Source organism: Nocardioides sp. GCM10028917, from assembly GCF_042666175.1.
Classification (GTDB): Bacteria; Actinomycetota; Actinomycetes; order Propionibacteriales; family Nocardioidaceae; genus Nocardioides.
Genome location: NZ_JBHTFL010000003.1, coordinates 272,768 through 297,071, shown reverse-complemented (window position 1 = coordinate 297,071; position 24,304 = coordinate 272,768). Strand labels below are relative to the sequence as shown.

Below are 24,304 nucleotides of genomic sequence, written 5' to 3'. Positions count from 1 at the left end.
CATCAGGCGCCCAGCATCATCTGGCCGCAGACGCGGACGACGTTGCCGTTGACCGCGCCCGAGCCGGGGCCGGCGAACCATGCGATGGTCTCGGCGACGTCGACCGGCAGGCCGCCCTGCGCCAGGGCGTTGAGGCGTTGGCCGACCTCACGGGTCGCGAACGGAACGGCGGCGGTCATCTGCGTGATGATGAAGCCCGGCGCGACGGCGTTGACGGTGATCCCGTCGGAGAGCTCGTCGCGCAGGCTGTCGACCAAGCCGATGACTCCGGCCTTGGACGTCGCGTAGTTGGTCTGGCCGACGTTGCCGGCGATGCCCGCGATGGAGGCGACGCCCACGATGCGGCCGCCGGCGTTGACGACGCCCTGGTCGAGCAGCTCGCGGGTGATCAGCTCGGGCGCGGTCAGGTTGACGGCGACGACGCTGCTCCAGCGGTCCTCGGCCATGTTGGCGAGCTTCTTGTCGCGGGTGATGCCGGCGTTGTGGACCACGACGTCGACGCCGCCGTGGTGCTCGCGGAGGTGGTGGGCGATGCGCTGCGGGGCGTCCTTGGCGGTGATGTCGAGGACGAGGTGGTCGCCGTCGAGCTCACCCATGAGGGTCTGCAGCTCGCTGGCGGCCTGCGGCACGTCGACCCCGACGACCTTCGCGCCGTCGCGGTGCAGGACCCGGGCGATCTCCGCCCCGATGCCGCGGCTCGCGCCGGTCACCAGCGCGACCTTGCCGACGAGGGGGCGGGTCCAGTCGGTCACCTCGTCGGTGGTGACGGCGCCGTGGGCGCCGATGCGGATCACCTGGCCCGAGACGTAGGCGGACTTGGGGGACAGGAGGAAGGCGAGGGTGGAGGCGATCGCCCCGTCGGCGGCAGGAGCGACGTACACGAGCTGGACGGTTCCGCCGCGGCCGATCTCCTTGCCGAGGGAGCGGGTGAAGCCCTCGAGCGCCCGCTGCGCGACGCGCTCGGACCCGGTGCGCTGCTCGGGCGGCGTGCCGATCACCACCACGCGCGGGCAGGACTGGAGCCGGCGCATGAGCGGGGTGAAGAACTCCTGCAGGGCGACGAGGCCGGCGGTGTCGGTGATGCCCGTGGCGTCGAAGACCAGGGCCTTGGCGCGGGTGCCCTCCCCGAGCGTGGTCGCGGACGCGATGCCGAGCCCGTCGAGGGTCGTCGGGAGCGTCTCCGCCAGACGGCCCTCGCCGCCCAGCACCACGAGCCCGTCCACCAGCGGCGAGCCGTCCGACCAGCGCTCGAGCCTGGTGGGTTCGGGCAGGCCGAGGTTCTTGACGAGCAGCTTGCCGATCGGGGTGGACACGAAGCCCTGGTAGCGGTCGCTCATGGTCGCGGTGTTCCCTCTTCGCTGGTGGGACGGGACGGTCTTGACTCTCCCGCAAGGATAGGAACATGCAGCCCACCACCCGCCCGGTCGCCGTCGTCGGCGGCAACCGCATCCCGTTCGCCCGGTCCAACACCGTCTACGCCGGCGTCTCCAACCAGGAGATGCTGACCGCCGCCATCGACGGCCTCGTCGACCGGTTCGATCTGCGGGGGGAGCGGCTCGGGGAGGTCGTGGCCGGGGCAGTGCTCAAGCACTCCCGCGACTTCAACCTCACCCGCGAGTGCGTGCTCGGCTCCCGGCTCGCCCCCGAGACCCCGGCCACCGACATCCAGCAGGCGTGCGGCACCGGGCTGCAGGCGGCGATCCAGGTGGCGAACAAGATCGCGCTCGGCGTCATCGACGCGGGCGTCGCCGGCGGCACCGACACCACCTCCGACGCGCCGGTCGCGATCAGCGACAAGCTGCGCCGCAAGCTGATGAAGGTCAATTCCGCCAAGGACACCGCAAGCCGGCTCAAGGCGCTCGGCGCGATCCGCCCCGGCGACATCGGCCTCGACATCCCCCAGAACGGCGAGCCCCGCACGAAGCTCTCGATGGGCGAGCACGCCGCGCTCACGGCGCTGGAGTGGCGCATCACCCGCCAGGCGCAGGACGAGCTGGCCGCGCGCTCGCACCACAACCTCGCCCGCTCCTACGAGGAGGGGTTCCACGACGACCTCGTCACCGCGTTCCGCGGCGTCGAGCGCGACAACAACCTGCGTCCGGACTCGACGGTGGAGAAGCTCGCCACCCTCAAGCCGGTCTTCGGCAAGGGCACGGCCGCGACGATGACCGCCGGCAACAGCACCCCGCTGTCCGACGGCGCCTCGGCGGTGCTCCTGTCCAGCGACGAGTGGGCGCAGGAGCGCGGCCTGCCGGTGCTCGCCCACCTCGTCGACGCCGAGACCGCGGCGGTCGACTACGTCAACGGCCACGAGGGCCTGCTCATGGCGCCGGCGTACGCCGTCCCGCGGATGCTGGAGCGCAACGGGCTGACGCTCCAGGACTTCGACTACTACGAGATCCACGAGGCGTTCGCCTCGCAGGTGCTGTCCACGCTCGCGGCCTGGGAGGACCCGGTGTTCTGCAAGGAGCGCCTCGGCCTCGACGCCCCGCTTGGCGCGATCGACCGGGACAAGCTCAACGTCAACGGCTCGTCGCTCGCGGCCGCCCACCCCTTCGCCGCGACCGGCGGGCGGATCATCCCCGTCGCCGCCAAGCTGCTCGCCCAGAAGGGCACGGGCCGGGCGCTGATCTCGATCTGCGCTGCCGGCGGCCAGGGCGTCGTCGCCATCCTGGAGCGCTGAGCTCGCGCCGTCCGGTCAGGTGCGGGTGAGCCGGAACCACTCACCGCTCCTGCCGTTCGACGCTCGGTCAGGTGACGTCGCGTCGGTCGATCCGATGCCCGACACAGCGGTCACGGTCCAGCCTCGGTAGGCCCGCTCTATGTCGTGGCGGACGGCTTGCTTCGGGCGGACGGGCCAGGCCCGGGGGCCACCCGTGCGCATCAGGACGGTGGCGTCCGCCGCGGCGAGCTCGGTGACGCCGCCGGCCATGAGGGTGCGGCCTGCGTCGTCGAGGCTCTGGAAGCAACCGACGTCGAGGAACAGGTCGAACCCGCTGCCCACACCGGAGTGGACCATGTGACGCACGTCGCCGATGACGAAGCGGGCGTCGTCGACGCCGTTGCGGCGCACGGCGATGTCGACGGCCTGACGCACGTTGTCGACCCCCATGGCGTCCCAGCCGCGATCGAGAAGGAGCTTGGTGTTGAATCCTCGGCCACAGCCGAGGTCGATGGCACGACGGACCCGGTCGGCCCGCAAGGCCTCCTCGCGATCGAGGAGGTGCTCGAGGGTGGGCCGGTCCTGACGGCTCGCCTTCTCCCAGGGGATGATCCCGGCGCGATATGCGGTGGCGTAGCCGATGCTCATATGAAGTTCCTGACCTGCGTGAGCGGAAAGTACCGCTGCCCTTCGAGCGTACTCCGTCCCGGCCCTCGGACCCGCGCGGCTGCTAGGGTCGCCACCGATCGACATCCTTTAACGAGCCGTCCCGTGAGGCGGAGAAGGAGGTCCGGCGCGCAGATGCCTGCCCCCGAAGAGACCGTGACCGACCCCGCGTCCGACAGGACGGAGCGGACCGTCCTCGACGCCCGTGACATCTCCCGGGCACTGACCCGGATCTCGCACGAGCTGCTCGAGCGCAACAAGGGCGCCACCGACCTGGTGCTGCTCGGGCTGCACACCCGCGGCGTCCCCCTTGCGAAGCGCATCGCTGAGAAGATCGCCGCCGTCGAGGGCACGCCCGTCGCCGTCGGCGAGCTCGACGTGACGATGTACCGCGACGACCTGCGGTCGCAGCCGACCCGGCGCGCCCACAAGACGGCGCTGCCGCCCAGCGGGATCGACGAGAAGGTCGTCGTCCTCGTGGACGACGTGCTCTTCTCCGGCCGCACCATCCGCGCCGCGCTCGACGCCCTCGCCGACCTCGGCCGGCCCGGCGCCGTACGCCTCGCGGTGCTGGTCGACCGCGGGCACCGCGAGCTGCCCATCCGCGCCGACCACGTCGGCAAGAACCTCCCCAGCGCCCTCGCCGAGCGCGTCAGCGTGCGCCTGGCCGAGGTCGACGGCACCGACGAGGTGACGATCTCGTGAAGCACCTGCTCTCCATCGACGACCTCTCCACCGACGAGATCCTCCAGCTCTTCGAGACCGCCGCGGACATGCACGACGTGCAGACCCGCGAGGTCAAGAAGCTGCCGGCGCTGCGGGGCCGCACGGTCGTCAACATGTTCTTCGAGGACTCCACCCGCACCCGGTCGTCGTTCGAGATCGCCGGCAAGTGGCTCTCCGCCGACGTCATCAACGTCAGTGCCAAGGGGTCGAGCACGTCCAAGGGCGAGAGCCTGCGCGACACGGTGCTGACCGTGTGCGCGATGGGCGTCGACGGCCTCGTCATCCGCCACCCCGCCAGCGGGGCCGCGGTCCAGGTCAGCCAGTGGGTCGACGCCGCGGTCGTCAACGCCGGCGACGGGATGCACGAGCACCCGACCCAGGCGCTCCTCGACGCCTACACGCTCCAGCGCCACCTCGGCTCCCTCGAGGGCCGCCACGTCGCGATCATCGGCGACCTGACCCACAGCCGGGTCTTCCGGTCCAACGTGCAGTGCCTGACGCGCCTCGGTGCCCGGGTGACCGTCGTCGCGCCACCGACGCTGATGCCGAGCGGGATCGGCGCCTGGTCGGCCGCGGCCGGCTTCGAGACGTCGTACGACATCGACACGGTCCTGCCCGAGGCCGACGCCGTGATGGTGCTTCGGGTCCAGCGCGAGCGGATGTCCGGCGCGTTCTTCCCGAGCGCGCGGGAGTACACCGTCGGCTACGGCCTGACCCGCAACCGGCTGGCCCTGCTCAAGCCGGACGTCCCGATCTGCCACCCCGGACCGATGAACCGCGGCCTCGAGATCGCCGCCGACGCCGCCGACGCGGCCCAGTCGGTCGTCCTGGAGCAGGTCTCCGGCGGCCTGGCGATCCGCATGGCCGTGCTCTACCACCTGCTGGCCGGGGACACCCGGGGAGGAATTGCCTGATGTCGCTGGTGATCAAGGGAGCCTCGCTGCTCGGCGAGCAGACCCGGGACCTGTACGTCGACGACGCGGGCGTGCTCGTCGACGAGGCGCCCTCCGGCGCCGAGACCATCGACGCCGACGGCCTGATTGCCCTGCCCGGGCTCGTCGACCTGCACACCCACCTGCGCGAGCCCGGCCGCGAGGACGCCGAGACCATCCTCACCGGCTCGCAGGCCGCCGCGCTCGGCGGCTACACCGCGGTGCTGGCGATGGCCAACACCTCGCCCGTCACCGACACCGCCGAGGCAGCCACCCGCGTCTGGGAGCTCGGCCGGGAGGCGGGAGTGGTGCACGTGCAGCCGGTCGGCGCGGTGACGCGCGGCCTGGCCGGCGAGGAGCTGGCCGAGCTGGGGCTGATGCACCGCTCGCGCGCGGCCGTGAAGGTCTTCTCCGACGACGGCAGGTGCGTCCACGACGCGCGGGTGATGCGTCGGGCGCTGGAGTACGTCAAGGCGTTCGGCGGCGTCGTCTCGCAGCACTCGCAGGACCCGGCACTCGCCGGTCCGGTCGCCTGCTGCCACGAGGGCGAGCTGTCCGGCCGGCTCGGGCTGCCCGGGTGGCCGGGGATCGCCGAGGAGGTGATCGTCGCCCGCGACGTGATGCTGGCCCGGCACACCGGCTCGCGGGTCCACGTCGCCCACGTGTCCACCGCCGGCTCGGTGGAGGTGCTGCGGTGGGCGAGGGCGCAGGCCGAGCGCGACGGGACATGGGCGGTGACGGCCGAGGTCACTCCGCACCACCTGCTGCTCACGACCGACCTGCTCACCGGCTACGACCCGACCTACAAGGTCAACCCGCCGCTGCGCCCGCAGGAGGACGTCGACGCGCTCCGCGAGGCGCTCGCCGACGGGACGATCGACGCGGTCGCGACCGACCACGCGCCCCACGCGCGCCACGACAAGGAGCACGCCTTCGTTGACGCGGCCTTCGGGATGCTCGGGATCGAGACCGCGCTCGGGGTGGTCCGCACGGCGCTGCCCGACCTGTCCTGGTCCGACGTGGCCCGCGTGATGTCGACGACCCCGGCGCGGATCGCAGGACTGGCCGAGCAGGGCCGGCCGCTCGAGCCCGGCTCGCCGGCCCACGTCGTGCTCGTCGATCCCGACGCCGCCGTCACCGTCGACCGCGACGCGTCCGCGTCGCTCTCGCGCAACAACCCCTGGCACGGGCGCAGCCTCACGTCGCGGGTGGTGCACACGGTGTACGGCGGCCGGGTGACCGTCCGAGACGGCGCGCTGGCCTGACCAGGCCTACGTTGGCCCTGGACGGTGAGTCGCCGGGAGACTCAACGTGCATCCCGGGCGTGTCGGGGGTCAAGATGGCGTCCCCTGGACGGTGAGTCGCCCAGAGACTCAAGGTGCATCCCGGGCGTGTCGGGGGTCGGGATTGCGTCCCGTGCACGGTGAGTCGCTCGGAGACTCAACGTGCATTCCGGGCGTGGTGGCGGCAGATGACGTGTTCAGGGGTCGCGGAGCTGCGATGTGCCGCCACCCTCGTGGGTCCAAGCGGCCGGGTGGCGCGGCCCGCGCTCAGCGGCGGCGCGGCCGCAGGTCGAGGACGTTGGATTCGCCGCGGTCGCGGAGCGTCGTACGGCCGCGCGCGACGGTGACGGCGTTGCGGTCGCCGGTGAGCACCACCGTGTCGGCACGGCGCAGCACGACGACGTTGTCCGAGCCCGTGATGCGTGTGCGGTAGGCCTTGCGGGCGTTCACGGCGTCGGCGCCGCGCAGGCGGGCGACGTTGACGACGTCGGCGGTCAGGGTCGACGAGGTGCTCGCCAGCTCAGCCGACTCCACGAGTCCCGAAACGGTCACCGTGGTGCCGGCCCCGCTGACGGCGAGCGACCGCACGGACGGGGTGGTGAGGCCGTTGCCGGCGCCGGTCACCTCGACGTCGAGGAGCGGCTTCGCGGTCACCGCGTTGCCGGTGCCCTCGAGGACGAGCCGGGTGGCTGCCGGCATGGTGACGGTCGCGTGGTCGGCGCTCACCCGCACCACCCCGCACGTGCCGCGCAGGTCGTAGGCCACGTCGTCCCAGGCCAGCACCGTCTCGGCGCCCACCTCGCACTGGACCGGCACCGCCGCGACCGCCTGCGCGGGGACCGCGGCGGTCGCGGCGGACAAGAGCGTGGCGGCGAGCGCGAGGATGGGCAGGGAGAAGTGGCGAGAAGTCACATACCGACAGTACGCACGGCGGCGCTGGCGTGGGCGATGGGATCGGTCACACCCGTGGCAGCACCGTCCCGGTCGCCGGGTCGCGGTCGGTGAGGCAGTAGACCTGGCCGCCGGGTGCGCGGAGCACGGTCCAGAAGTCGTGCACCCCGACCACCCGGGCGCCGAGCGCCGCGTGCCGGTCGGTGTCAGCACTCCGGTCCCGGGTCGCGAGGTCGGGGTGGGCGCGGACCGGGCCGTCGGGCTCGCCGAGGCGCTGGAGGAGGAGCCGGAGCTCCCCGTGCTCGACCAGCCGGACGAACTCGGGCAGCGCACCCACCTGCGGCTCCCGTCCGGTGAGCCCGGACCAGAAGGCGACCTCGGACTCCCAGTGCGCAACCGGGATGTCGAGGCACACCTGGTCGAGGACGGTCGAGCCGTCGCGGACCAGGCGCGGCTCGCCGTCGACCAGCGTGTGGCAGAAGACCAGGCCGCCGGGGGAGCGCATCACCTCGACGTCGTGGTAGGTCCAGGCCGCCGTGGCACCGAGGTCGCGGGCCCGCGCGACGGCCGCCGGGCGGTCGGCGGAGTCGAGGTCGAGGTGCACACCAACGGGGCGGTCGACGGCCTGGAGCTTGAGGTACGCCGCGCCCGCCTGCGGCAGCAGCGTCAGGAACTGGCCGTCCTCGCCGCGTCGCTCGGACGGCGTCCAGCCGGTCACGGCCGACCAGAACGCCACGGCCTCCTCGAAGGCGTCCACCGGCGTGTCGAGGAAGACCTGGATCCACCCGGGGCTGGCGCTCATGGGGGGATCCTGACACGTCGTAGGGTCGGGTGATGGCCACCCACCCAGCCAGCCACCCAGCCAGCCACGCCCATCCCGCCGACTTCCCGCCGGTCGTCCCCCAGCTGCTGCACGTGGTCCTCGACGCCCGCGACGTGCGCGGCGAGGCCGAGTTCTGGCGGATGCTCCTGGGGCTGGCCTACCGGCCGGGTGACGAGGCGCCCGAGGACGGCGACGACGACACGGACTGGCTGGTGCTCACGCACCCGGACGGTCGGCGTGCCCTGGCGGTGCAGGAGGTCGAGCAGCTGACGCCGAGCCGCTGGCCCGAGCCCGGGCATCCGTCGGTCTCGCACCTCGACACCACGGTCCCGTCACGGTCCGCGCTGGACGCCGTGCACGACCTGGTGCTCGAGCTGGGCGGCGAGCTGCGCCTCGACCGCACCGACGACCCGGAGGAGCCGCTGCGTGCCTACGCCAGCCCGGAGGGGCACGTCTTCTGCGTGTTCGTCGCCTGAGCGCTGGCGACCCGGCGACCCGGACGCGGGTCAGGCGAGCCCGAGCCCGCGTGCCTCCTCCCAGAGGTCGTCGCGGACCCGCGGGTGCGCGGCGTGCTCGATGAGGTTGCGCGCCTGCTCGCGCTCGCTCCGACCCCACATCCAGGCGATGCCCTGCTCGGTGACGACGGCGCCGTGCTGGAACGACGTGACCGGCTCGTCGACCAGCGGCACGATCGTCGAGACGTCGGCGCGCGGGTGCCAGCTGCGCAGCGCCATGAAGGCCCGGCCGCCCGGCGAGTGGCTCGCACCCACGGTGAAGTCGGTCTGGCCGCCGAAGCCGCTGTAGATCCGCGTGCCGATCCGCGAGGCGTTGGCCTGGTCGAACAGGTCGACCTGAAGCGCGGTGTTGATCGAGGTCATCGCCGGCTGCTGGGCGATCGCGGCGGGGGAGTTGGTGGTCTCGGTGCGCAGCATCCGCACCCGCGGGTTGTCGTCGACCCAGTCGTAGAGCTCCTGGCTGCCGAACACGAACGACGTACGCACCGGGGTGCCGCGGTCGAGCGCACCGGCCCGCTCGAGGACGAGCACGCCGTCGCTGAACATCTCGGTCCACACCTTCAGCCCGCGGCGCTCGAGCACGCCGACGATCGTGGCGTCCGGCACCTCGCCGATGCCCGCCTGGAGGGTCGCTCCGTCGCCGATCTCGGCGGCGACACGGGCGCCGATCAACCGGGCGTCGTCGCTCGGCGGCCGGGCGAGGTGGGTGGTCAGCGGGGCGTCCACCTCCACCCCCAGGTCGACGGCGTCGAGCGGCAGCACCGCGTCGCCGAAGGTCCACGGCATCCGCGGGTTGAGCTGGGCGACCACGAGCGCACCCCGCTCCCGGGCCGCCTCCACGGCAGCCGGCAGCACGTTGACCTCGAGGCCGAGCGACACCTGGTCGTCGCGCGGTGTCGTGGTGTGCACCACGACGACGTCCGGAGCCAGCGGCCCGTGGAAGAGCCGAGGAACCATCGACAGCCGGCAGGGGACGTACGCCAGCCGCGGGTGCCGCCGGAAGCCGGGTCCCACGAACGTCGTCTCCGGGACGACGCCGTCGTGCATCGGCAGGTCCTCCTGCGCGTTGAGCGCGTGCAGGCGCGCGTCCGGCAGCTCGGCGAGGAGCGGGCCTAGCAGGGTCACCGGGGCGGCGAAGTTCCCGCTCGTCACCACCCGCGGTCGGTCGAGGGAGCCGCAGTGCTCGCGCACCTCGCGCACAGCTTGGTCGACCTCGACGACGCGCATGCGATCAGCCATGGGGCCAGCGTGGCAGCCAGCTGCGGGAAATCGACTGGGCCTTCCGGCCCGGACCGCCTAGGCTGTTCGTCATCATGTGGATCCAGGACTGACCCGACTCGCGTCCGCGGCGGCGCACCAGTGCGCCCGAGGCCCGGCGAGTCCTCCCTGATCCTCCGAAGGACGCTCGCATGCCTGCCTCTTCTTCCTCGTCGGCCGCCGCTCGCCGGTCAGGCGCTGCCGCACCGTCCGCCCTGGCTCCGCTCGTGGTGTCCGGGCTGTCGGTGACGTACCCCGACCGCACGGTCCTGTCCGGGGTCGACCTGCTCGCCCAGCCGGGCCGCCGCATCGGCCTCGTCGGCGAGAACGGCGTCGGCAAGTCGACGCTCCTGCGGGCGGTCGCCGGACGGCTGCCCGCCCAGGCCCGGGTCGCGGGTTCGGTCATCGCCCCCGACGACCTGGTGCTGCTCGGCCAGGAGCCGCCCTTCCGCGACACCGCCACGGTGGCCGAGGTGCTGGCCATGACCCTGGCGCCGCTGCGGACGGCCGTCGCCGACGTGGAGCAGCTCGCCGCGATGGTCGGCACCCCCGAGGGCGACACGGCGTACGAGCACGCGCTCGAGGCGGCGGTCGCGCACGACGCCTGGGACGCCGACCGGCGTGCCGAGGTGGCAGCGGCTCGACTGGGGCTCGCCGACCTCGGGTCCGACCGGGTCGTCGGCACCCTCTCGGGGGGCCAACGCACCCGGCTCGCGCTGGCCACGATCATGACCACGCGCCCGGCCTGCCTGCTGCTCGACGAGCCCACCAACCACCTCGACGACGACGCGATCGAGGTGCTGACCGGCTTCCTGCGCGAGCTGCCCGGCGTCGTCGTGCTGGCCAGCCACGACCGCGTGCTGCTCGACGACGTGTGCACCGACCTGGTCGATCTCGACGCGGGCGAGCTGGGCACCGACGGCAACGGCGGGCGCCGCTTCGGTGGCGGGTGGTCGGCCTACGAGGCCGCTCGCGCCGACGCCCGTCGGCGCTGGGAGGAGACCTGGGCCGCGCAGCAGGAGGAGATCGCCCGGCTGCGCGACGCCACCCGCATCCGCACGTCGTCGATCGCGCACGACCGCGGTCCGACCGACGGCGACAAGTTCATCTACTCCTTCAAGGGCGGCCGCGTGGACCAGACCCTCGCCCGGCGCAAGAAGGACGCCCAGCGCCGGCTCGAGGTCGCCGAGCGCGAGCAGGTGCGCAAGCCGCCGGCACCGCTCACCTTCCGCGGCCGGCTGACCGCCGCGGCGACCGGGCGGCTGCTGCAGGCCCGCGGCCTCGAGGTCGCCGGGCGGGCGCGGGTGGAGCGCCTCGACCTCGCGGCAGGGAAGCACCTGCTGCTGACCGGGCCGAACGGGTCGGGCAAGTCGACGCTGCTCGGTGTGCTGTCCGGGCGGGTGGCGCCCACCGCCGGCACGCTCGACGTCTCGGCCCGGACCGTCCGCGAGCTCACCCAGGACCCGGAGGTCACCGAGCGCAGCCGCTCCGCGCTGGCGACGTACGACGACGCGGTGCGGCACCTGCCCGACGCCCCGGCGCTGCGGGAGCTGGGGCTGCTGCACCCGCGCGACCACCGCACCCCGGTCGGCAGCCTGTCGGTCGGCCAGCGGCGGAGGCTCGGCCTGGCGGTCGCGATCGCCGCCGCTCCCGACCTCCTGCTGCTCGACGAGCCGACCAACCACGTCTCGCTCGCGCTCGCGGGGGAGCTGGAGGAGGCGCTCGCCACCGCGCCGGGAGGTGTCGTCCTCGCCTCGCACGACCGCTGGCTGCGCCGCCGCTGGATCGGCCCCGAGCTGGCGCTCACGCCGTGGTGAGCCCACGGGGGGACGCCGTCTCGACAGGCCGACGCGATGCCGGAGGGGAGCCCGTGCGCTGGTAGGGTCGGCGTCGGCTCGAACATCCTTTAACGATCCGTCCCGTGAGGCGGAGAAGGAGGTACGGCATGGCTCTGCCTGCCCCAGCGCTCTTGGTCCTCGAGGACGGGCGCACCTTTCGCGGTGAGTCGTTCGGAGCCGAGGGTGAGACCTTCGGCGAGGCGGTCTTCTCCACCGGCATGTCCGGCTACCAGGAGACCCTGACCGACCCCAGCTACCACCGCCAGGTCGTCGTGATGACGGCACCGCACGTCGGCAACACCGGCATGAACGACGAGGACACCGAGTCCTCCCGCATCTGGGTCGCCGGCTACGTCGTCCGCGACCCCGCCCGCGTCCCGTCCAGCTGGCGCAGCGTGCGCAGCCTTGACGACGACCTGCGCGACCAGGGCGTCGTCGGCATCAGCGGGCTCGACACCCGCGCGCTGACCCGCCACCTGCGCGAGCGCGGTGCGATGCGTGTCGGCATCTCCACGACGGAGACCGACCCCCAGCGCCTGCTGGCGCGGGTGCTGCAGTCGGGCGAGATGACCGGCGCGAACCTCAGCGAGGCCGTCTCCACCGCGGAGGCGTACGTCGTCCCGGCGCAGGGGGAGAAGCGGTTCACGGTCGCTGCCGTCGACCTCGGCATCAAGTCCAACACCCCGCGGATGATGAGCGAGCGCGGCATCGAGGTGCACGTGCTCCCGGCGACCTCGACCATCGAGGACGTCCAGGCGGTCAGCCCCGACGGGTTGTTCTTCTCCAACGGCCCCGGCGACCCCGCGGCCACCACCGGCCAGGTGCGGCTGCTGCAGGACGCGCTCGGTGCCGGCATCCCCTACTTCGGCATCTGCTTCGGCAACCAGCTCTTCGGCCGCGCCCTCGGCTTCGGCACCTACAAGCTGAAGTACGGCCACCGTGGCATCAACCAGCCGGTGATGGACCGCACCACCGGCAAGGTCGAGGTCACCGCCCACAACCACGGCTTCGCCGTCGACGCCCCGCTCGAGGGCTCGACCACGACCGAGTTCGGCGAGGCCTCGGTCAGCCACGTGTGCCTCAACGACGACGTCGTGGAGGGGCTCGAGCTCCGCGACGCCGACGGCAGGCTGACGAGCTTCTCGGTCCAGTACCACCCCGAGGCGGCCGCCGGCCCGCACGACGCGGCGTACCTCTTCGACCGGTTCGCGGACCTGATGAACGACAGGAAGGACGCCTGACATGCCCAAGCGCACCGACATCCAGAGCGTCCTGGTCATCGGCTCCGGGCCGATCATCATCGGCCAGGCCTGCGAGTTCGACTACTCCGGCACCCAGGCGTGCCGGGTGCTGCGCCAGGAGGGCCTGCGGGTCGTCCTGGTCAACTCCAACCCGGCCACGATCATGACCGACCCGGAGTTCGCCGACGCGACCTACGTCGAGCCGATCACGCCCGACTACGTCGAGAAGGTCATCGCCAAGGAGCGCCCCGACGCGCTGCTCGCCACCCTGGGCGGCCAGACCGCGCTCAACTGCGCGATGGCCCTCGACAAGGCCGGCGTCCTCGAGAAGTACGGCGTCGAGCTGATCGGCGCCTCGATCGAGGCCATCGAGCGCGGCGAGAACCGCCAGCAGTTCAAGAAGATCGTCGAGCAGCTCGGTGGGGAGTCCGCCCGCAGCGTCATCTGCCACTCGCTGGACGACCTGCTCGCGGCCGCCGACGACCTCGGCTACCCGATGGTGGTCCGCCCGTCGTTCACGATGGGCGGCACGGGGTCCGGGATGGCGTACGACGAGGCGGACCTGCGCCGCATCGGCGGCGCGGGTCTCGACGCCAGCCCGACCACCGAGGTGCTCCTCGAGGAGTCGATCCTCGGCTGGAAGGAGTACGAGCTCGAGGTCATGCGCGACAGCGCCGACAACAGCGTGATCGTCTGCTCCATCGAGAACCTCGACCCGATGGGCGTGCACACGGGTGACTCCATCACCGTCGCGCCCGCCATGACGCTCACCGACCGCGAGTACCAGAAGATGCGCGACCTCGCGATCGACATCATCCGCGCGGTCGGCGTCGACACGGGTGGCTGCAACATCCAGTACGCCGTCAACCCGGTGGACGGTCGCCTGATCGTCATCGAGATGAACCCGCGCGTCTCGCGGTCCTCGGCGCTCGCCTCGAAGGCCACCGGCTTCCCGATCGCCAAGATCGCGGCGAAGGTCGCCATCGGCTACACCCTCGACGAGATCCAGAACGACATCACGCAGGAGACACCGGCGTCGTTCGAGCCCTCGCTCGACTACGTCGTGGTCAAGGTGCCGCGCTTCGCCTTCGAGAAGTTCCCCGAGGCCGACCCGACGCTGACCACCCACATGAAGTCGGTCGGCGAGGCGATGGCCATCGGTCGCAACTTCACCGAGGCGCTGCAGAAGGCGCTGCGCTCCCTGGAGAGCAAGCACGCGCCGTTCGACTGGCACAAGCACTTCGACGACGAGCTCGCCTCCGACGACTCCAAGGCGGCGCTGCTCGAGGAGATCAAGGTCCCGCACGACGGCCGGCTCAAGAAGGTCATGGACGCCATCCGGGCCGGTGCGACGCCGGAGGAGATCTTCGACGCGACCGCCATCGACCCGTGGTTCGTCGACCAGCTCGCGCTGATCAACGAGGTCGCCGTGCAGCTCATCGAGGCGACCGAGCTCACGCCCGACCTGCTCCGCCTCGCCAAGCGCCACGGCTTCTCCGACGAGCAGGTCGGCAGGATCCGCGGCCTGTCCGCCGACGTCGTCCGCGGTGTCCGGCACGCACTGGGCATCCGGCCGGTCTTCAAGACGGTCGACACCTGCGCCGCCGAGTTCGCCGCGCAGACGCCCTACCACTACTCGTCCTACGACGAGGAGACCGAGGTGCGGCCCCGCGCCGAGGGCAAGGAGGCCGTGATCATCCTCGGCTCCGGGCCCAACCGCATCGGCCAGGGCATCGAGTTCGACTACAGCTGCGTCCACGCCTCGCTCGCGCTGGCCGAGGCCGGCTACGAGACGATCATGGTCAACTGCAACCCGGAGACGGTGAGCACCGACTACGACACCTCCGACCGGCTGTACTTCGAGCCGCTCACGCTGGAGGACGTCCTCGAGATCGTCCACGCCGAGCAGCAGGCCGGCCCGGTGGCCGGCGTCGTGTGCCAGCTCGGCGGTCAGACGCCGCTCGGCCTCGCGCAGGGCCTCGCCGACGCGGGCGTGCCGATCGTGGGCACCACCCCGGAGGCGATCCACCTCGCCGAGGAGCGGGGCGCGTTCGGTCGCGTCCTCGCCGACGCCGGCCTGCCGGCGCCCAAGCACGGCACGGCGACGTCGTACCCCCAGGCGCAGCGGATCGCCCACGAGATCGGCTACCCGGTCCTGGTGCGGCCGTCCTACGTCCTCGGCGGGCGCGGCATGGAGATCGTGTACGACGACGCCGCACTGGAGGCGTACCTCGAGAAGTACGTCGCCAACGGGCTGATCAACGAGCGCCAGCCGGTGCTGGTCGACCGGTTCCTCGACGACGCCGTCGAGATCGACGTGGACGCCATCTTCGACGGCGAGGAGCTCTTCCTCGGCGGCGTGATGGAGCACATCGAGGAGGCCGGCATCCACTCCGGCGACTCCTCGTGCGCGCTGCCGCCGATCACGCTGGGCCGCGAGGAGATCGACCGGATCCGCAGCTCCACCGAGGCGATCGCCCGAGGCCTCGACGTGCGTGGCCTGCTCAACATCCAGTTCGCCCTGGCCTCCGACGTGCTCTACGTCCTGGAGGCCAACCCGCGCGCGTCGCGGACCGTGCCGTTCGTCTCCAAGGCCACCGCGACGCCGCTGGCCAAGGCCGCGGCCCGGGTGATGCTGGGGGAGTCGATCGCCGAGCTGCGCGTCGCAGGCGTGCTTCCCGCGGAGGGCGACGGCGGGCACCTGCCCGACGGCTCGCCGATCGCCGTCAAGGAGGCGGTCATGCCCTTCGACCGCTTCAAGACCTCCGACGGCCGCACCGTCGACGCGCTGCTCGGTCCCGAGATGCGCTCGACCGGTGAGGTGATGGGCTTCGACGCCTTCTTCGGCACCGCCTTCGCCAAGGCGCAGGCCGCGGCCTACGGGTCGCTGCCGCTGTCCGGCAAGGTGTTCGTGTCGGTCGCCAACCGCGACAAGCGGCACATGATCTTCCCGGTCAAGCAGATCGCCGACATGGGCTTCGAGATCCTCGCGACCGCGGGCACGGCGGAGGTGCTGCGCCGCAACGGCGTCCAGTCCACGGTCGTGCGCAAGCAGTCCGAGGGCGAGGGACCGGACGGCGAGCGCACGATCGTCGGGCTGATCCGCGACCGCGAGGTCGACCTGGTCATCAACACGCCCCACGGCGCCACGAGCGGCGGCTCGCCGCGCGCCGACGGCTACGACATCCGCACGGCCGCCGTGCTCACCGACATCCCGTGCATCACCACCATCCAGGGGCTCGGTGCCGCTGTGCAGGGGCTCGAGGCGATGCGCCGCGGCGACATCGGCGTGCGCTCGCTGCAGGACTGGGCGGCGCTGGCGAGCAACGGCGGGGACGCCTGACGGTGCGGCCCTACGACGTCCTCTTCGAGCAGGCCCTCACCCGGGTCGACCCCGAGCGCATCCACCACGCGGCGTTCCGGGCGATCCGGGCGGCGGCGCCCGTCACGTCCCGGGCCGTGCGCGTGCCGTCCGCGCCGGTGCACGCCCTGGGGCTGACGTTCCCGCACCCGCTCGGGCTCGCCGCCGGCTTCGACAAGAACGCCGTCGGGATCGACGGGCTGGCCGCCCTCGGCTTCGGGCACGTCGAGATCGGGACCGTCACCGGCGAGGCCCAGCCCGGCAACCCGCAGCCGCGGTTGTTCCGGCTCACCGACGACCGCGCGATCGTCAACCGGATGGGCTTCAACAACGACGGTGCCGAGGTCGTCGCACGGCGGCTCGAGGCCAGACAGTCACGGCGCAGGGTGCAAGAACAGAAGGGCAGCACCTCGTTCCTCGGTGCTCCCATTCTGGGGGTCAACATCGGCAAGACCAAGGTCGTGCCCGAGGACGAGGCGGCCCGCGACTACGAGAAGTCGGCCGGCCTCCTCGCCCCCTTCGCCGACTACCTCGTCGTCAACGTCTCCTCGCCCAACACGCCCGGCCTGCGCGACCTGCAGGCGGTGGAGAAGCTCGAGCCGATCCTGTCCGCCGTACGCCGTCGCGCCGACGAGGCGCGTCCCGACCACCGCGTGCCCCTCCTGGTCAAGATCGCCCCCGACCTCAGCGACGACGACGTGCTGGCCGTGGCCGACCTCGCGCTGGCGACCGGGCTCGACGGCGTCATCGCCACCAACACGACCATCAGCCGCGACGGGCTCGCCACGCCGACGTCCCGCGTGCAGCAGGTCGGGGCCGGCGGGCTGAGCGGACGTCCGCTCACCCAGCGCTCGGAGGACGTCGTACGCCTGCTGCGGGACCGCGTCGGCCCCGACCTCACCCTCGTCGGCGTCGGCGGCATCACCACCGTCGACGACGCGCGGCGGCGGCTCGCGGCCGGTGCCGATCTCCTGCAGGGATACACCGCCTTCGTCTACGAGGGCCCGCTGTGGCCCCGGCGCATCGTGCGGGGTCTCGCCACGAATGGCTGACGAGCGGGGACGGGTCCACGCCAGCCTCCACCCGAGCGTGCACGTCGACGGCGAGGTGGTCGCCACCAAGCGCGTCGGCGGCTACCGCCACCTGACCCTGACGGCGCCGGGCGTCCCCGAGCGGTTCCGGGCGGGCAACTTCGTCGCGGTCACCGTCGCCGGCCACGTCGCCCGCCGGGCCCTGTGGGTGCACCGGGTCCGGGCGTCGAGCGCGTTCGGTCCCACGCTCGACGTCGTCGTCGAGGCGCGGGGGAGCGGCACCGAGTGGCTCGCCGCGCAGCCGGTCGGTGCGCGGATCGCGATCACCGGCCCGCTCGGGCGACCGTTCGCCCTGCCCAAGGACGCCGTGTCGTGCCTGCTGGTCGGGGAGGGCTACGCCGCCGCCCCGCTCTTCCCGCTCGCCGAGCGCCTCCGTGAGCGCGGGTGCGCGGTCTCGCTCGTCGTCTCCGCGCCCGACGAGGCGCGCCTGCTCTCGGCGCTGGAGGCGAGGCGATCGGCCCGGTCGGTCACCGTCCTCACCGCCGACGGCTCCGTCGGCCAGCGCGGCACGGTCGGGGACCACGTCGACGACCTCGTCCGCCGCAGCGACGCCGACGTCGTCTACGCGGCCGGGCCGCACGCCGTGCTCCGCAGCGCAGCAGCCGCCGCCGAGCGCGCCGGCGCGTGGAGCCAGGTCGCGGTCGAGACGCCCACCCCGTGCGGCACCGGCCTGTGCCACGGGTGCCCGCTGCCCGTCGTGGGCGAGGACGGCGTGGAGCGTGTCGTCCGGGCCTGCGCCGAGGGTCCCGTCGTGCGGGGCGACCGGATCCGGTGGGACGCGCTGCCGGACGCCCTGGGGCAGGTGCGATGAGCGCGCACCTGCCGGGGCCGGTGATGGTCGCCGCCGGGTGCGGCGGCACCGGGCGCGAGCTCGAGCCGTACGCCGGTCCCGACGGCCTGGTCGGTCTCGACCTCGTCACCCGCTCGATCACCCTCGACGCCCGCAGCGGCGGCCCCGGGCCACGGGTCGTCGAGGTGCCCGGCGGGCTGGTCAACGCCGTCGGCCTGCCCAACCCCGGCCTCGAGCACTTCCTTGCCACCGAGCTGCCCTGGCTCGTGCGCGCCGGCGCGCGCGTCCACGTGTCGATCGCCGGCTCGACGATGGGGGAGTACGCCGACCTCGCCCGCCGCCTCAGCCGCGCCCCCGGCGTCGCCGGGCTCGAGGTCAACGTCGGTGCGCCCGACGAGGTCGGCGCCGGCCTGTTCGAGGTGCGCGAGCCCTACCACTCGGCGAGCGTGATCGCGGCCGTGCGCCGCGAGTTCCCCGCTGACCGGCCCGTGCTGGCCAAGCTGCGCCCCGACGTCTCCCGGATCGTCGAGGGCGCCCGCTCCTGCCACGAGGCCGGCGCCACCGCGATCGTCGTCGGCAACGCCGTGCCGGCCGCGTTCCCCGACGGGCGGGCCGGTGGCCTCAGCGGCCCCGCCGTCGCCCCCGTCGCGCTGCGCTGCGTCGCCGAGGTGCACCGGGCGCTGCCGGACGTCCCGATCATCGGGTGCGGCGGCGTGCACGACCTGCGCTCGGCCAACGCGTACCTCGACGCCGGCGCGATCGCCGTACAGGTCGGGACTGCGCTGCTCCACGACCCGACGACCGTGACCCGCCTGCGGGTCGCCCTCGATCCCCGTCCCGATGCCCGTCCCGATGCCCGCCCCGATGCTCGTTCCGAGGAGACCCGATGACGCCGTTCGGCACCCGCCTGGCCCACGCGATCGAGGAGCGGGGGCGGTTCTGCGTCGGCATCGACCCGCACGCGGCGCTGCTGCACGAGTGGGGCCTCGACGACGACGTGGCGTCGCTGGAGCGGTTCGCGCTCACCGTGGTGGAGGCGGTCGCGCCGGTCGTCGGCGTGGTGAAGCCGCAGAGCGCGTTCTACGAGCGCTTCGGCAGTCGCGGGATCGCCGTCCTCGAGCGCGTCGTGGCCGAGTCCCGCGCGGCCGGGGCGCTGGTGCTGATGGACGCCAAGCGGGGCGACATCGGCTCGACGAGCCAGGCCTACGCCGACGCCTACCTCGACCCCACGTCGCCGCTCGGCTCGGACGCGGTCACCGCCAGCCCCTACCTCGGCTTCGGCTCGCTCGACCCGATGCTCGAGGCCTGCCGGCGCCACGGCAGCGGGCTGTTCGTGCTCGCCCTGACCTCCAACAAGGAGGGCCCGGAGGTCCAGCACGCCCGCACCGGCGACGGGACGGTGGCCGGGGCGGTGCTGGCGCACCTGCGCGTCGCGAACGCGGGAGCCGATCCGGTCGGCTCCTTCGGCGCGGTCGTCGGAGCCACGATCGGCGACACCGAGGAGGACCTCGACGTCAACGGCCCGCTGCTCGTGCCGGGCTTCGGCGCCCAGGGCGGCACGGTCGACGACATGGCTCGCATCTTCGGGCGGGCCTCCCGGTGGGCGCTTCCCAGCTCCTCGCGCGACGTGCTGCGGGCCGGGCCCGACGTGGGCGCGCTCCGCGACGCCGCCCGGCGCGGCAACGACGCCGTGCGAGGCTTGGGGGCGTGAAGCTGCTGGCCCCGGCGACCCTCCTGGTCTGCCTGGCGGTGACGGGCTGCTCGAGCGACCCGCAGGCCGACTACTGCGAGGCGGTCGAGGACCACCAGGCCGACCTCAGTGACGTCGCCGCCTCCGACGACGCCGGCGCCGTCTTCGACGCCCTCGACGACTACGAGGACCTCGCCGAGCAGGCGCCGCGCGACATCGCCGACGACTGGTCGGCGGTCGTCGGACCACTGCGCACCCTCGAGGAGGCGCTCGACGCCCATGACGTCGACCCGTCGACGTACCGGGCCGACGAGCCCCCCGCCGGGCTCGCCGCCGACGCGCGCGAGGAGATCGAGGCGGCCGCTCGCGCGGTCGGGGCCGAGCGCACCGTCGACGCCATGGCCGCCGTCGAGCAGCACGCGCTCGACGTGTGCGGGACCCCGCTGTCGCGCTGACCATGGTGAAGGTCACGTCGGGGACATCCGGCCGCGGGCCCGATTGCCCGACCCGACGCGACCTGACTAGATTGATCCGCACCGTCCGGATCCCCGTCCGACGCCCGTCCGACCCTCGTCCGACCCCAGAAGGATCGCTTTCGTGGCCTTGCCCCCTCTGACGCCCGAGCAGCGCCAGGCAGCCCTCGACAAGGCTGCGGCCTCCCGACGCGAGCGGGCCGAGGTGAAGAACCGCCTCAAGAACTCCGGTGGCTCGATCGTCGACGTGCTGCACGAGGGCCAGACCAACGAGGTCATCGGCAAGATGCGCGTCGTCGAGCTCCTCCAGTCGGTGCCCGGCCTGGGCCGCGTGCGCGCCCGCCAGGTGATGGAGCGGCTCAACATCGCCGAGAGTCGCCGCGTGCGCGGGCTGGGCGTCAAGCAGGTCGCTGCGCTCGAGCGTGAGTTCGGCCCCGACGCCTCGTGACCCACACCGCCGAGACTCCTGCCGCCGGCTCGACCGGCACCACCCCCACCCGCTCCCGGCTGATCGTCCTCGCCGGCCCCACCGCCGTCGGCAAGGGCACCGTCGCCGCCGCCGTCCGCGAGACGCACCCCGAGGTGTGGCTCTCCGTCTCCGCCACCACGCGCAAGCCTCGTCCCGGCGAGGAGAACGGCGTGCACTACTGGTTCGTCTCCGACGAGGAGTTCGACGCGATGGTCGAGAACGGTGACCTGCTCGAGTGGGCCGTGGTCCACAAGACCGCCCGCTACGGCACCCCCCGTGGCCCCGTCGACCTCGCCCTGGCGTCCGGCCAGCCCGCGATGCTGGAGATCGACCTCCAGGGCGCCCGGCAGGTGCGCGAGACGATGCCCGATGCGCTGTTCGTCTTCCTCAAGCCGCCGTCGTGGGAGGAGCTCGTACGCCGCCTCGTCGGCCGTGGCACCGAGACCGAGGCCGAGCGGGAGCGCCGCCTCGAGACCGCGCGGGCCGAGCTGGCGGCCGAGAGCGAGTTCGACGTCACCATCGTGAACCACGAAGTTCACGCCGCTGCCGACGAGTTGGTAACCTTGATGGTTGGACCTGCTCCATCCACATCTGACTAGCGAGGCACCCACACCGTGGCTTCTCCCACCATCGCCGCCGAGGGCGTGACCAACCCCTCGATCGACGACCTGCTCACCAAGACCGACAGCAAGTACAAGCTGGTGCTCTACAGCGCCCAGCGTGCCCGCCAGATCAACGCCTACTACTCCCAGCTCGGGGAGGGCCTGCTGGAGTACGTCGGCCCGCTCGTCGACACCCACGTCCAGGAGAAGCCGCTCTCGATCGCGCTCCGCGAGATCAACGACGACCTCCTGACCTGCGAGGACATCGACCCCGCCGCCGAGGCCGCCGCCGCTGAGGCTGCTGCCGGCGACGCCACGGAGTGACGCGAGCCTCACGATGACCGTGAGGGTCGTCCTGGGGGTCTCCGGCGGCATCGCGGCCTACAAGGCCTGCGAGCTCCTCCGCCGGTTCACCGAGTCGGGGCACGACGTCACCGTCGTGCCCACGGCCTCGGCGTTGAAGTTCATCGGCGCCCCGACGTGGTCCGCCCTGTCGGGCAAGCCCGTCGCCACCGACGTCTGGACCGACGTCCACGCCGTGCCCCACGTCCACATCGGCCAGCAGGCCGACGTGGTCGTGGTCGCACCGGCGACCGCCGACCTGCTCGCCCGCGCGGCGCACGGCCTGGCCGACGACCTCCTCACCAACACGCTCCTCACCGCGCGCTGCCCGGTCGTCTTCGCCCCGGCGATGCACACCGAGATGTGGGAGCACCCGGCGACCCAGGCGAACGTCGCCACCCTCCGCGAGCGCGGGGCGGTCGTCATCGAGCCCGCCGTCGGCCGCCTCACCGGCGCCGACACCGGCAAGGGCCGGCTGCCGGAGCCCGCCGAGATCTACGAGCTGGTGCGGGGGCTGCTCGACCGCGGCCCCGACACCACCCAGGACCTCGCCGGTCGCAAGGTGGTCGTCTCCGCGGGCGGCACCCGGGAGTACCTCGACCCGGTCCGGTTCCTCGGCAACCGGTCCTCAGGCCTCCAGGGCTACGCCCTCGCCCGGGCCGCGGCCTCGCGGGGCGCCCACGTCACCCTCGTCAGCGCGAACGTGACCCTGTCCGACCCTGCCGGCGTCAACGTCGTACGCGTCGAGACGACCGAGCAGCTGCGGGAGGCGGTCGTTGCCGCGACCGCCACCGCCGACGCGGTCGTGATGGCCGCGGCACCCGCCGACTTCCGGCCCACGGCCGTGAGCGAGGCCAAGATCAAGAAGGCCGACGACGGGTCCGCGCCGGCCATCGAGCTGGCGCAGAACCCCGACATCCTCGCCGAGATCTCGCGCGACCGGGCTCGCGAGGACGCCGTCATCGTGGGCTTCGCCGCCGAGACCGGCGACGCCACCGGCTCGGTGCTCGACCTCGGGCGCGCCAAGCTGGCCCGCAAGGGCTGCGACCTCCTCGTCGTCAACGACGTCAGCGGGGGAGCCGTCTTCGGCAGCGCCGACAACGAGGCGGTCGTCCTCGCCGCCGACGGAGCCGCCGTGGAGGTCCCGCGCGGGTCCAAGGCCGCACTCGCCCACGTCATCTGGGACGAGGTCGCCCGGCGATTCGCGCCCTGAGACGCGCGTCCCGGATGCTGGTCGGCGGGTACGTTTCATCCAACCGTTACAGAGAAGAATCGAGATCAACGTGGCTGGACGCCTGTTCACCTCCGAGTCCGTGACCGAGGGACACCCCGACAAGATCGCCGACCGGATCAGCGACTCGGTCCTCGACCACCTGATGGCCGAGGACGCCGACAAGGCCAACCTGCGCGTGGCCGTCGAGACGCTGCTGACCACTGGCCTCGTCGTGGTCGCCGGTGAGGTGCGCACGACCGCCTACGCCCCCGTCGCCGACATCGTCCGCAAGGCGATCCTCGAGATCGGCTACGACTCCTCGGACAAGGGCTTCGACGGCCACACCTGCGGCGTCCAGGTCGCCATCGGCGCCCAGTCCACCGACATCGCCGCCGGTGTCGACGCCGGCCACGAGTCGCGGGTCGGCTCCTCCGAGGACGAGCTCGACAAGCGCGGCGCCGGTGACCAGGGCCTGATGTTCGGCTACGCCTGCGACGACACCCCGCAGCTGATGCCGCTCCCGATCACCATCGCGCAGCGGCTCGCGCAGCGCCTCACCGAGGTCCGCAAGGACGGCACGCTCGGCTACCTCCGTCCCGACGGCAAGACCCAGGTCACCATCGAGTACGACGAGAACGACCGCCCGCTGCGCATCGACACCGTCGTGCTCTCCACGCAGCACGACCCCGACGTCGAGCACGCCACGCTGGAGGCCGACATCAAGCAGCACGTCATCGACCACGTGCTCGCCGACGTCGACCTGCCCTCCGACGGCTACCGGATGCTGGTCAACCCCACCGGCACGTTCGTCATCGGTGGCCCGATGGGCGACGCCGGGCTCACCGGCCGCAAGATCATCGTCGACACCTACGGCGGCATGGCCCGCCACGGCGGCGGCGCGTTCTCCGGCAAGGACCCGTCGAAGGTGGACCGCTCGGCCGCCTACGCGATGCGCTGGGTCGCGAAGAACGTCGTGGCCGCGGGCCTGGCCAGCCGCTGCGAGGCGCAGGTCGCCTACGCCATCGGCAAGGCCGCCCCCGTCGGCGTGTTCATCGAGACGTTCGGCACCGGCGTCGTCCCGGACGAGAAGATCCAGGACGCCGTCCTCGAGGTCTTCGACCTCCGCCCCGCCGCGATCATCCGCGACCTCGACCTGCTCCGCCCGATCTACGCCCAGACCTCGGCCTACGGCCACTTCGGTCGCGAGCTCCCGGAGTTCACCTGGGAGAACACCGACCGCGCCGACAAGCTCAAGGCCGCCGTCGGCATCTGATCGCAGCGTTCCGGTCCCCGCCGCTGTCGGGTTCCCGCTCGCCGGCTCTCGGGATCCCCGCCTCGCTGTCGGGATCCCCGCTCGAGCGGGGAAACTGACACTTGGAGGCCGTTGCAACCCCCTCCAAGTGTCAGACTCGCCCACCGAGTCCGACTGTCGGGGCGCG

General features: G+C 72.8%; 23 protein-coding genes. 18 read left to right on the top strand and 5 right to left on the bottom strand.

The features are described from left to right. Positions 1–2: 2 nt before the first annotated feature. The gene (locus ACFQW6_RS04800) at positions 3–1,337 is read right to left on the bottom strand and encodes a 3-oxoacyl-ACP reductase (RefSeq protein WP_378541826.1); all 1,335 of its coding nucleotides are present in this window, start codon (positions 1,335–1,337) and stop codon (positions 3–5) included. Between the two features lie 65 nt (positions 1,338–1,402). Here ACFQW6_RS04800 and ACFQW6_RS04795 point away from each other — a divergent pair, with 65 nt between their 5' ends. After that, positions 1,403–2,683 (top strand): acetyl-CoA C-acetyltransferase, encoded by a 1,281-nt coding sequence (locus tag ACFQW6_RS04795; RefSeq protein WP_378541824.1) that lies wholly within the window; start codon positions 1,403–1,405, stop codon positions 2,681–2,683. A gap of 15 nt (positions 2,684–2,698) precedes the next feature. Here the strand turns inward: ACFQW6_RS04795 and ACFQW6_RS04790 are convergent, their stop codons facing one another. Next, positions 2,699–3,310: a class I SAM-dependent methyltransferase gene (locus tag ACFQW6_RS04790; protein WP_378541822.1), complete on the bottom strand. Its 612-nt coding sequence runs from the start codon at positions 3,308–3,310 to the stop codon at positions 2,699–2,701. Between the two features lie 153 nt (positions 3,311–3,463). Here ACFQW6_RS04790 and pyrR point away from each other — a divergent pair, with 153 nt between their 5' ends. Genes pyrR through ACFQW6_RS04775 form a run of 3 tightly spaced genes read left to right on the top strand, consistent with a single transcriptional unit; the run spans position 3,464 to position 6,251 of the window. Continuing rightward, positions 3,464–4,033 (top strand): bifunctional pyr operon transcriptional regulator/uracil phosphoribosyltransferase PyrR, encoded by a 570-nt coding sequence (gene pyrR / locus ACFQW6_RS04785; protein ID WP_378541820.1) that lies wholly within the window; start codon positions 3,464–3,466, stop codon positions 4,031–4,033. Continuing rightward, a complete protein-coding gene (locus tag ACFQW6_RS04780; protein ID WP_378541818.1) occupies positions 4,030–4,968 on the top strand; it encodes an aspartate carbamoyltransferase catalytic subunit in 939 nt (312 codons plus the stop codon). Before pyrR ends, ACFQW6_RS04780 begins: the two co-directional genes overlap by 4 nt. Next, positions 4,968–6,251, top strand: a complete 1,284-nt coding sequence (locus ACFQW6_RS04775) for a dihydroorotase (protein WP_378541816.1) — start codon at positions 4,968–4,970, stop codon at positions 6,249–6,251. The genes ACFQW6_RS04780 and ACFQW6_RS04775 overlap by 1 nt, the downstream gene beginning before the upstream one ends. A 285-nt stretch (positions 6,252–6,536) precedes the next feature. Here the strand turns inward: ACFQW6_RS04775 and ACFQW6_RS04770 are convergent, their stop codons facing one another. Together ACFQW6_RS04770 and ACFQW6_RS04765 are read right to left on the bottom strand one after the other, a co-directional pair. Further along, entirely contained in the window at positions 6,537–7,181 is a 645-nt protein-coding gene (locus ACFQW6_RS04770) for a DUF3060 domain-containing protein (protein ID WP_378541814.1), read from the bottom strand. Between the two features lie 46 nt (positions 7,182–7,227). After that, the gene (locus tag ACFQW6_RS04765) at positions 7,228–7,962 is read right to left on the bottom strand and encodes a VOC family protein (protein ID WP_378541812.1); all 735 of its coding nucleotides are present in this window, start codon (positions 7,960–7,962) and stop codon (positions 7,228–7,230) included. 32 nt (positions 7,963–7,994) lie between these two features. Here ACFQW6_RS04765 and ACFQW6_RS04760 point away from each other — a divergent pair, with 32 nt between their 5' ends. Further along, a complete protein-coding gene (locus ACFQW6_RS04760; RefSeq protein WP_378541810.1) occupies positions 7,995–8,459 on the top strand; it encodes a VOC family protein in 465 nt (154 codons plus the stop codon). Between the two features lie 30 nt (positions 8,460–8,489). Here the strand turns inward: ACFQW6_RS04760 and ACFQW6_RS04755 are convergent, their stop codons facing one another. Continuing rightward, entirely contained in the window at positions 8,490–9,725 is a 1,236-nt protein-coding gene (locus ACFQW6_RS04755; RefSeq protein ID WP_378542599.1) for an acetyl-CoA hydrolase/transferase family protein, read from the bottom strand. A gap of 182 nt (positions 9,726–9,907) precedes the next feature. Between ACFQW6_RS04755 and ACFQW6_RS04750 the strand changes: the two genes are divergently transcribed. From ACFQW6_RS04750 to metK, 13 genes are all read left to right on the top strand, one after another. Next, positions 9,908–11,572, top strand: a complete 1,665-nt coding sequence (locus ACFQW6_RS04750; RefSeq protein WP_378541808.1) for an ABC-F family ATP-binding cassette domain-containing protein — start codon at positions 9,908–9,910, stop codon at positions 11,570–11,572. Between the two features lie 128 nt (positions 11,573–11,700). After that, positions 11,701–12,834, top strand: a complete 1,134-nt coding sequence (gene carA / locus ACFQW6_RS04745; protein ID WP_378541806.1) for a glutamine-hydrolyzing carbamoyl-phosphate synthase small subunit — start codon at positions 11,701–11,703, stop codon at positions 12,832–12,834. A gap of 1 nt (position 12,835) precedes the next feature. Further along, entirely contained in the window at positions 12,836–16,177 is a 3,342-nt protein-coding gene (carB, locus tag ACFQW6_RS04740; RefSeq protein WP_378541804.1) for a carbamoyl-phosphate synthase large subunit, read from the top strand. A 2-nt stretch (positions 16,178–16,179) separates the two neighbouring features. Further along, positions 16,180–17,247: a quinone-dependent dihydroorotate dehydrogenase gene (locus tag ACFQW6_RS04735; protein ID WP_378541802.1), complete on the top strand. Its 1,068-nt coding sequence runs from the start codon at positions 16,180–16,182 to the stop codon at positions 17,245–17,247. Next, entirely contained in the window at positions 17,240–18,097 is an 858-nt protein-coding gene (locus ACFQW6_RS04730; protein ID WP_378541800.1) for a hypothetical protein, read from the top strand. Before ACFQW6_RS04735 ends, ACFQW6_RS04730 begins: the two co-directional genes overlap by 8 nt. Next, positions 18,094–18,966, top strand: coding sequence for a nitronate monooxygenase (locus ACFQW6_RS04725; protein ID WP_378541798.1), 873 nt, complete (start codon positions 18,094–18,096; stop codon positions 18,964–18,966). Before ACFQW6_RS04730 ends, ACFQW6_RS04725 begins: the two co-directional genes overlap by 4 nt. After that, complete coding sequence (gene pyrF / locus ACFQW6_RS04720; protein WP_378541795.1) at positions 18,963–19,787, top strand: orotidine-5'-phosphate decarboxylase; 825 nt, start codon at positions 18,963–18,965, stop codon at positions 19,785–19,787. The genes ACFQW6_RS04725 and pyrF overlap by 4 nt, the downstream gene beginning before the upstream one ends. After that, on the top strand, positions 19,784–20,221 hold the full coding sequence (locus tag ACFQW6_RS04715; protein WP_378541793.1) for a hypothetical protein: 438 nt from the start codon (positions 19,784–19,786) through the stop codon (positions 20,219–20,221). The genes pyrF and ACFQW6_RS04715 overlap by 4 nt, the downstream gene beginning before the upstream one ends. A gap of 142 nt (positions 20,222–20,363) precedes the next feature. After that, positions 20,364–20,687: an integration host factor, actinobacterial type gene (mihF, locus tag ACFQW6_RS04710; protein WP_191195682.1), complete on the top strand. Its 324-nt coding sequence runs from the start codon at positions 20,364–20,366 to the stop codon at positions 20,685–20,687. After that, complete coding sequence (gene gmk / locus ACFQW6_RS04705) at positions 20,684–21,307, top strand: guanylate kinase (RefSeq protein WP_378541791.1); 624 nt, start codon at positions 20,684–20,686, stop codon at positions 21,305–21,307. Before mihF ends, gmk begins: the two co-directional genes overlap by 4 nt. A 15-nt stretch (positions 21,308–21,322) precedes the next feature. Further along, positions 21,323–21,634, top strand: a complete 312-nt coding sequence (gene rpoZ / locus ACFQW6_RS04700; protein ID WP_172261153.1) for a DNA-directed RNA polymerase subunit omega — start codon at positions 21,323–21,325, stop codon at positions 21,632–21,634. A 13-nt stretch (positions 21,635–21,647) separates the two neighbouring features. Beyond that, the gene (gene coaBC / locus ACFQW6_RS04695; RefSeq protein ID WP_378541788.1) at positions 21,648–22,865 is read left to right on the top strand and encodes a bifunctional phosphopantothenoylcysteine decarboxylase/phosphopantothenate--cysteine ligase CoaBC; all 1,218 of its coding nucleotides are present in this window, start codon (positions 21,648–21,650) and stop codon (positions 22,863–22,865) included. A gap of 70 nt (positions 22,866–22,935) precedes the next feature. Continuing rightward, positions 22,936–24,138 (top strand): methionine adenosyltransferase, encoded by a 1,203-nt coding sequence (gene metK / locus ACFQW6_RS04690; RefSeq protein ID WP_378541786.1) that lies wholly within the window; start codon positions 22,936–22,938, stop codon positions 24,136–24,138. Positions 24,139–24,304 lie beyond the last annotated feature (166 nt).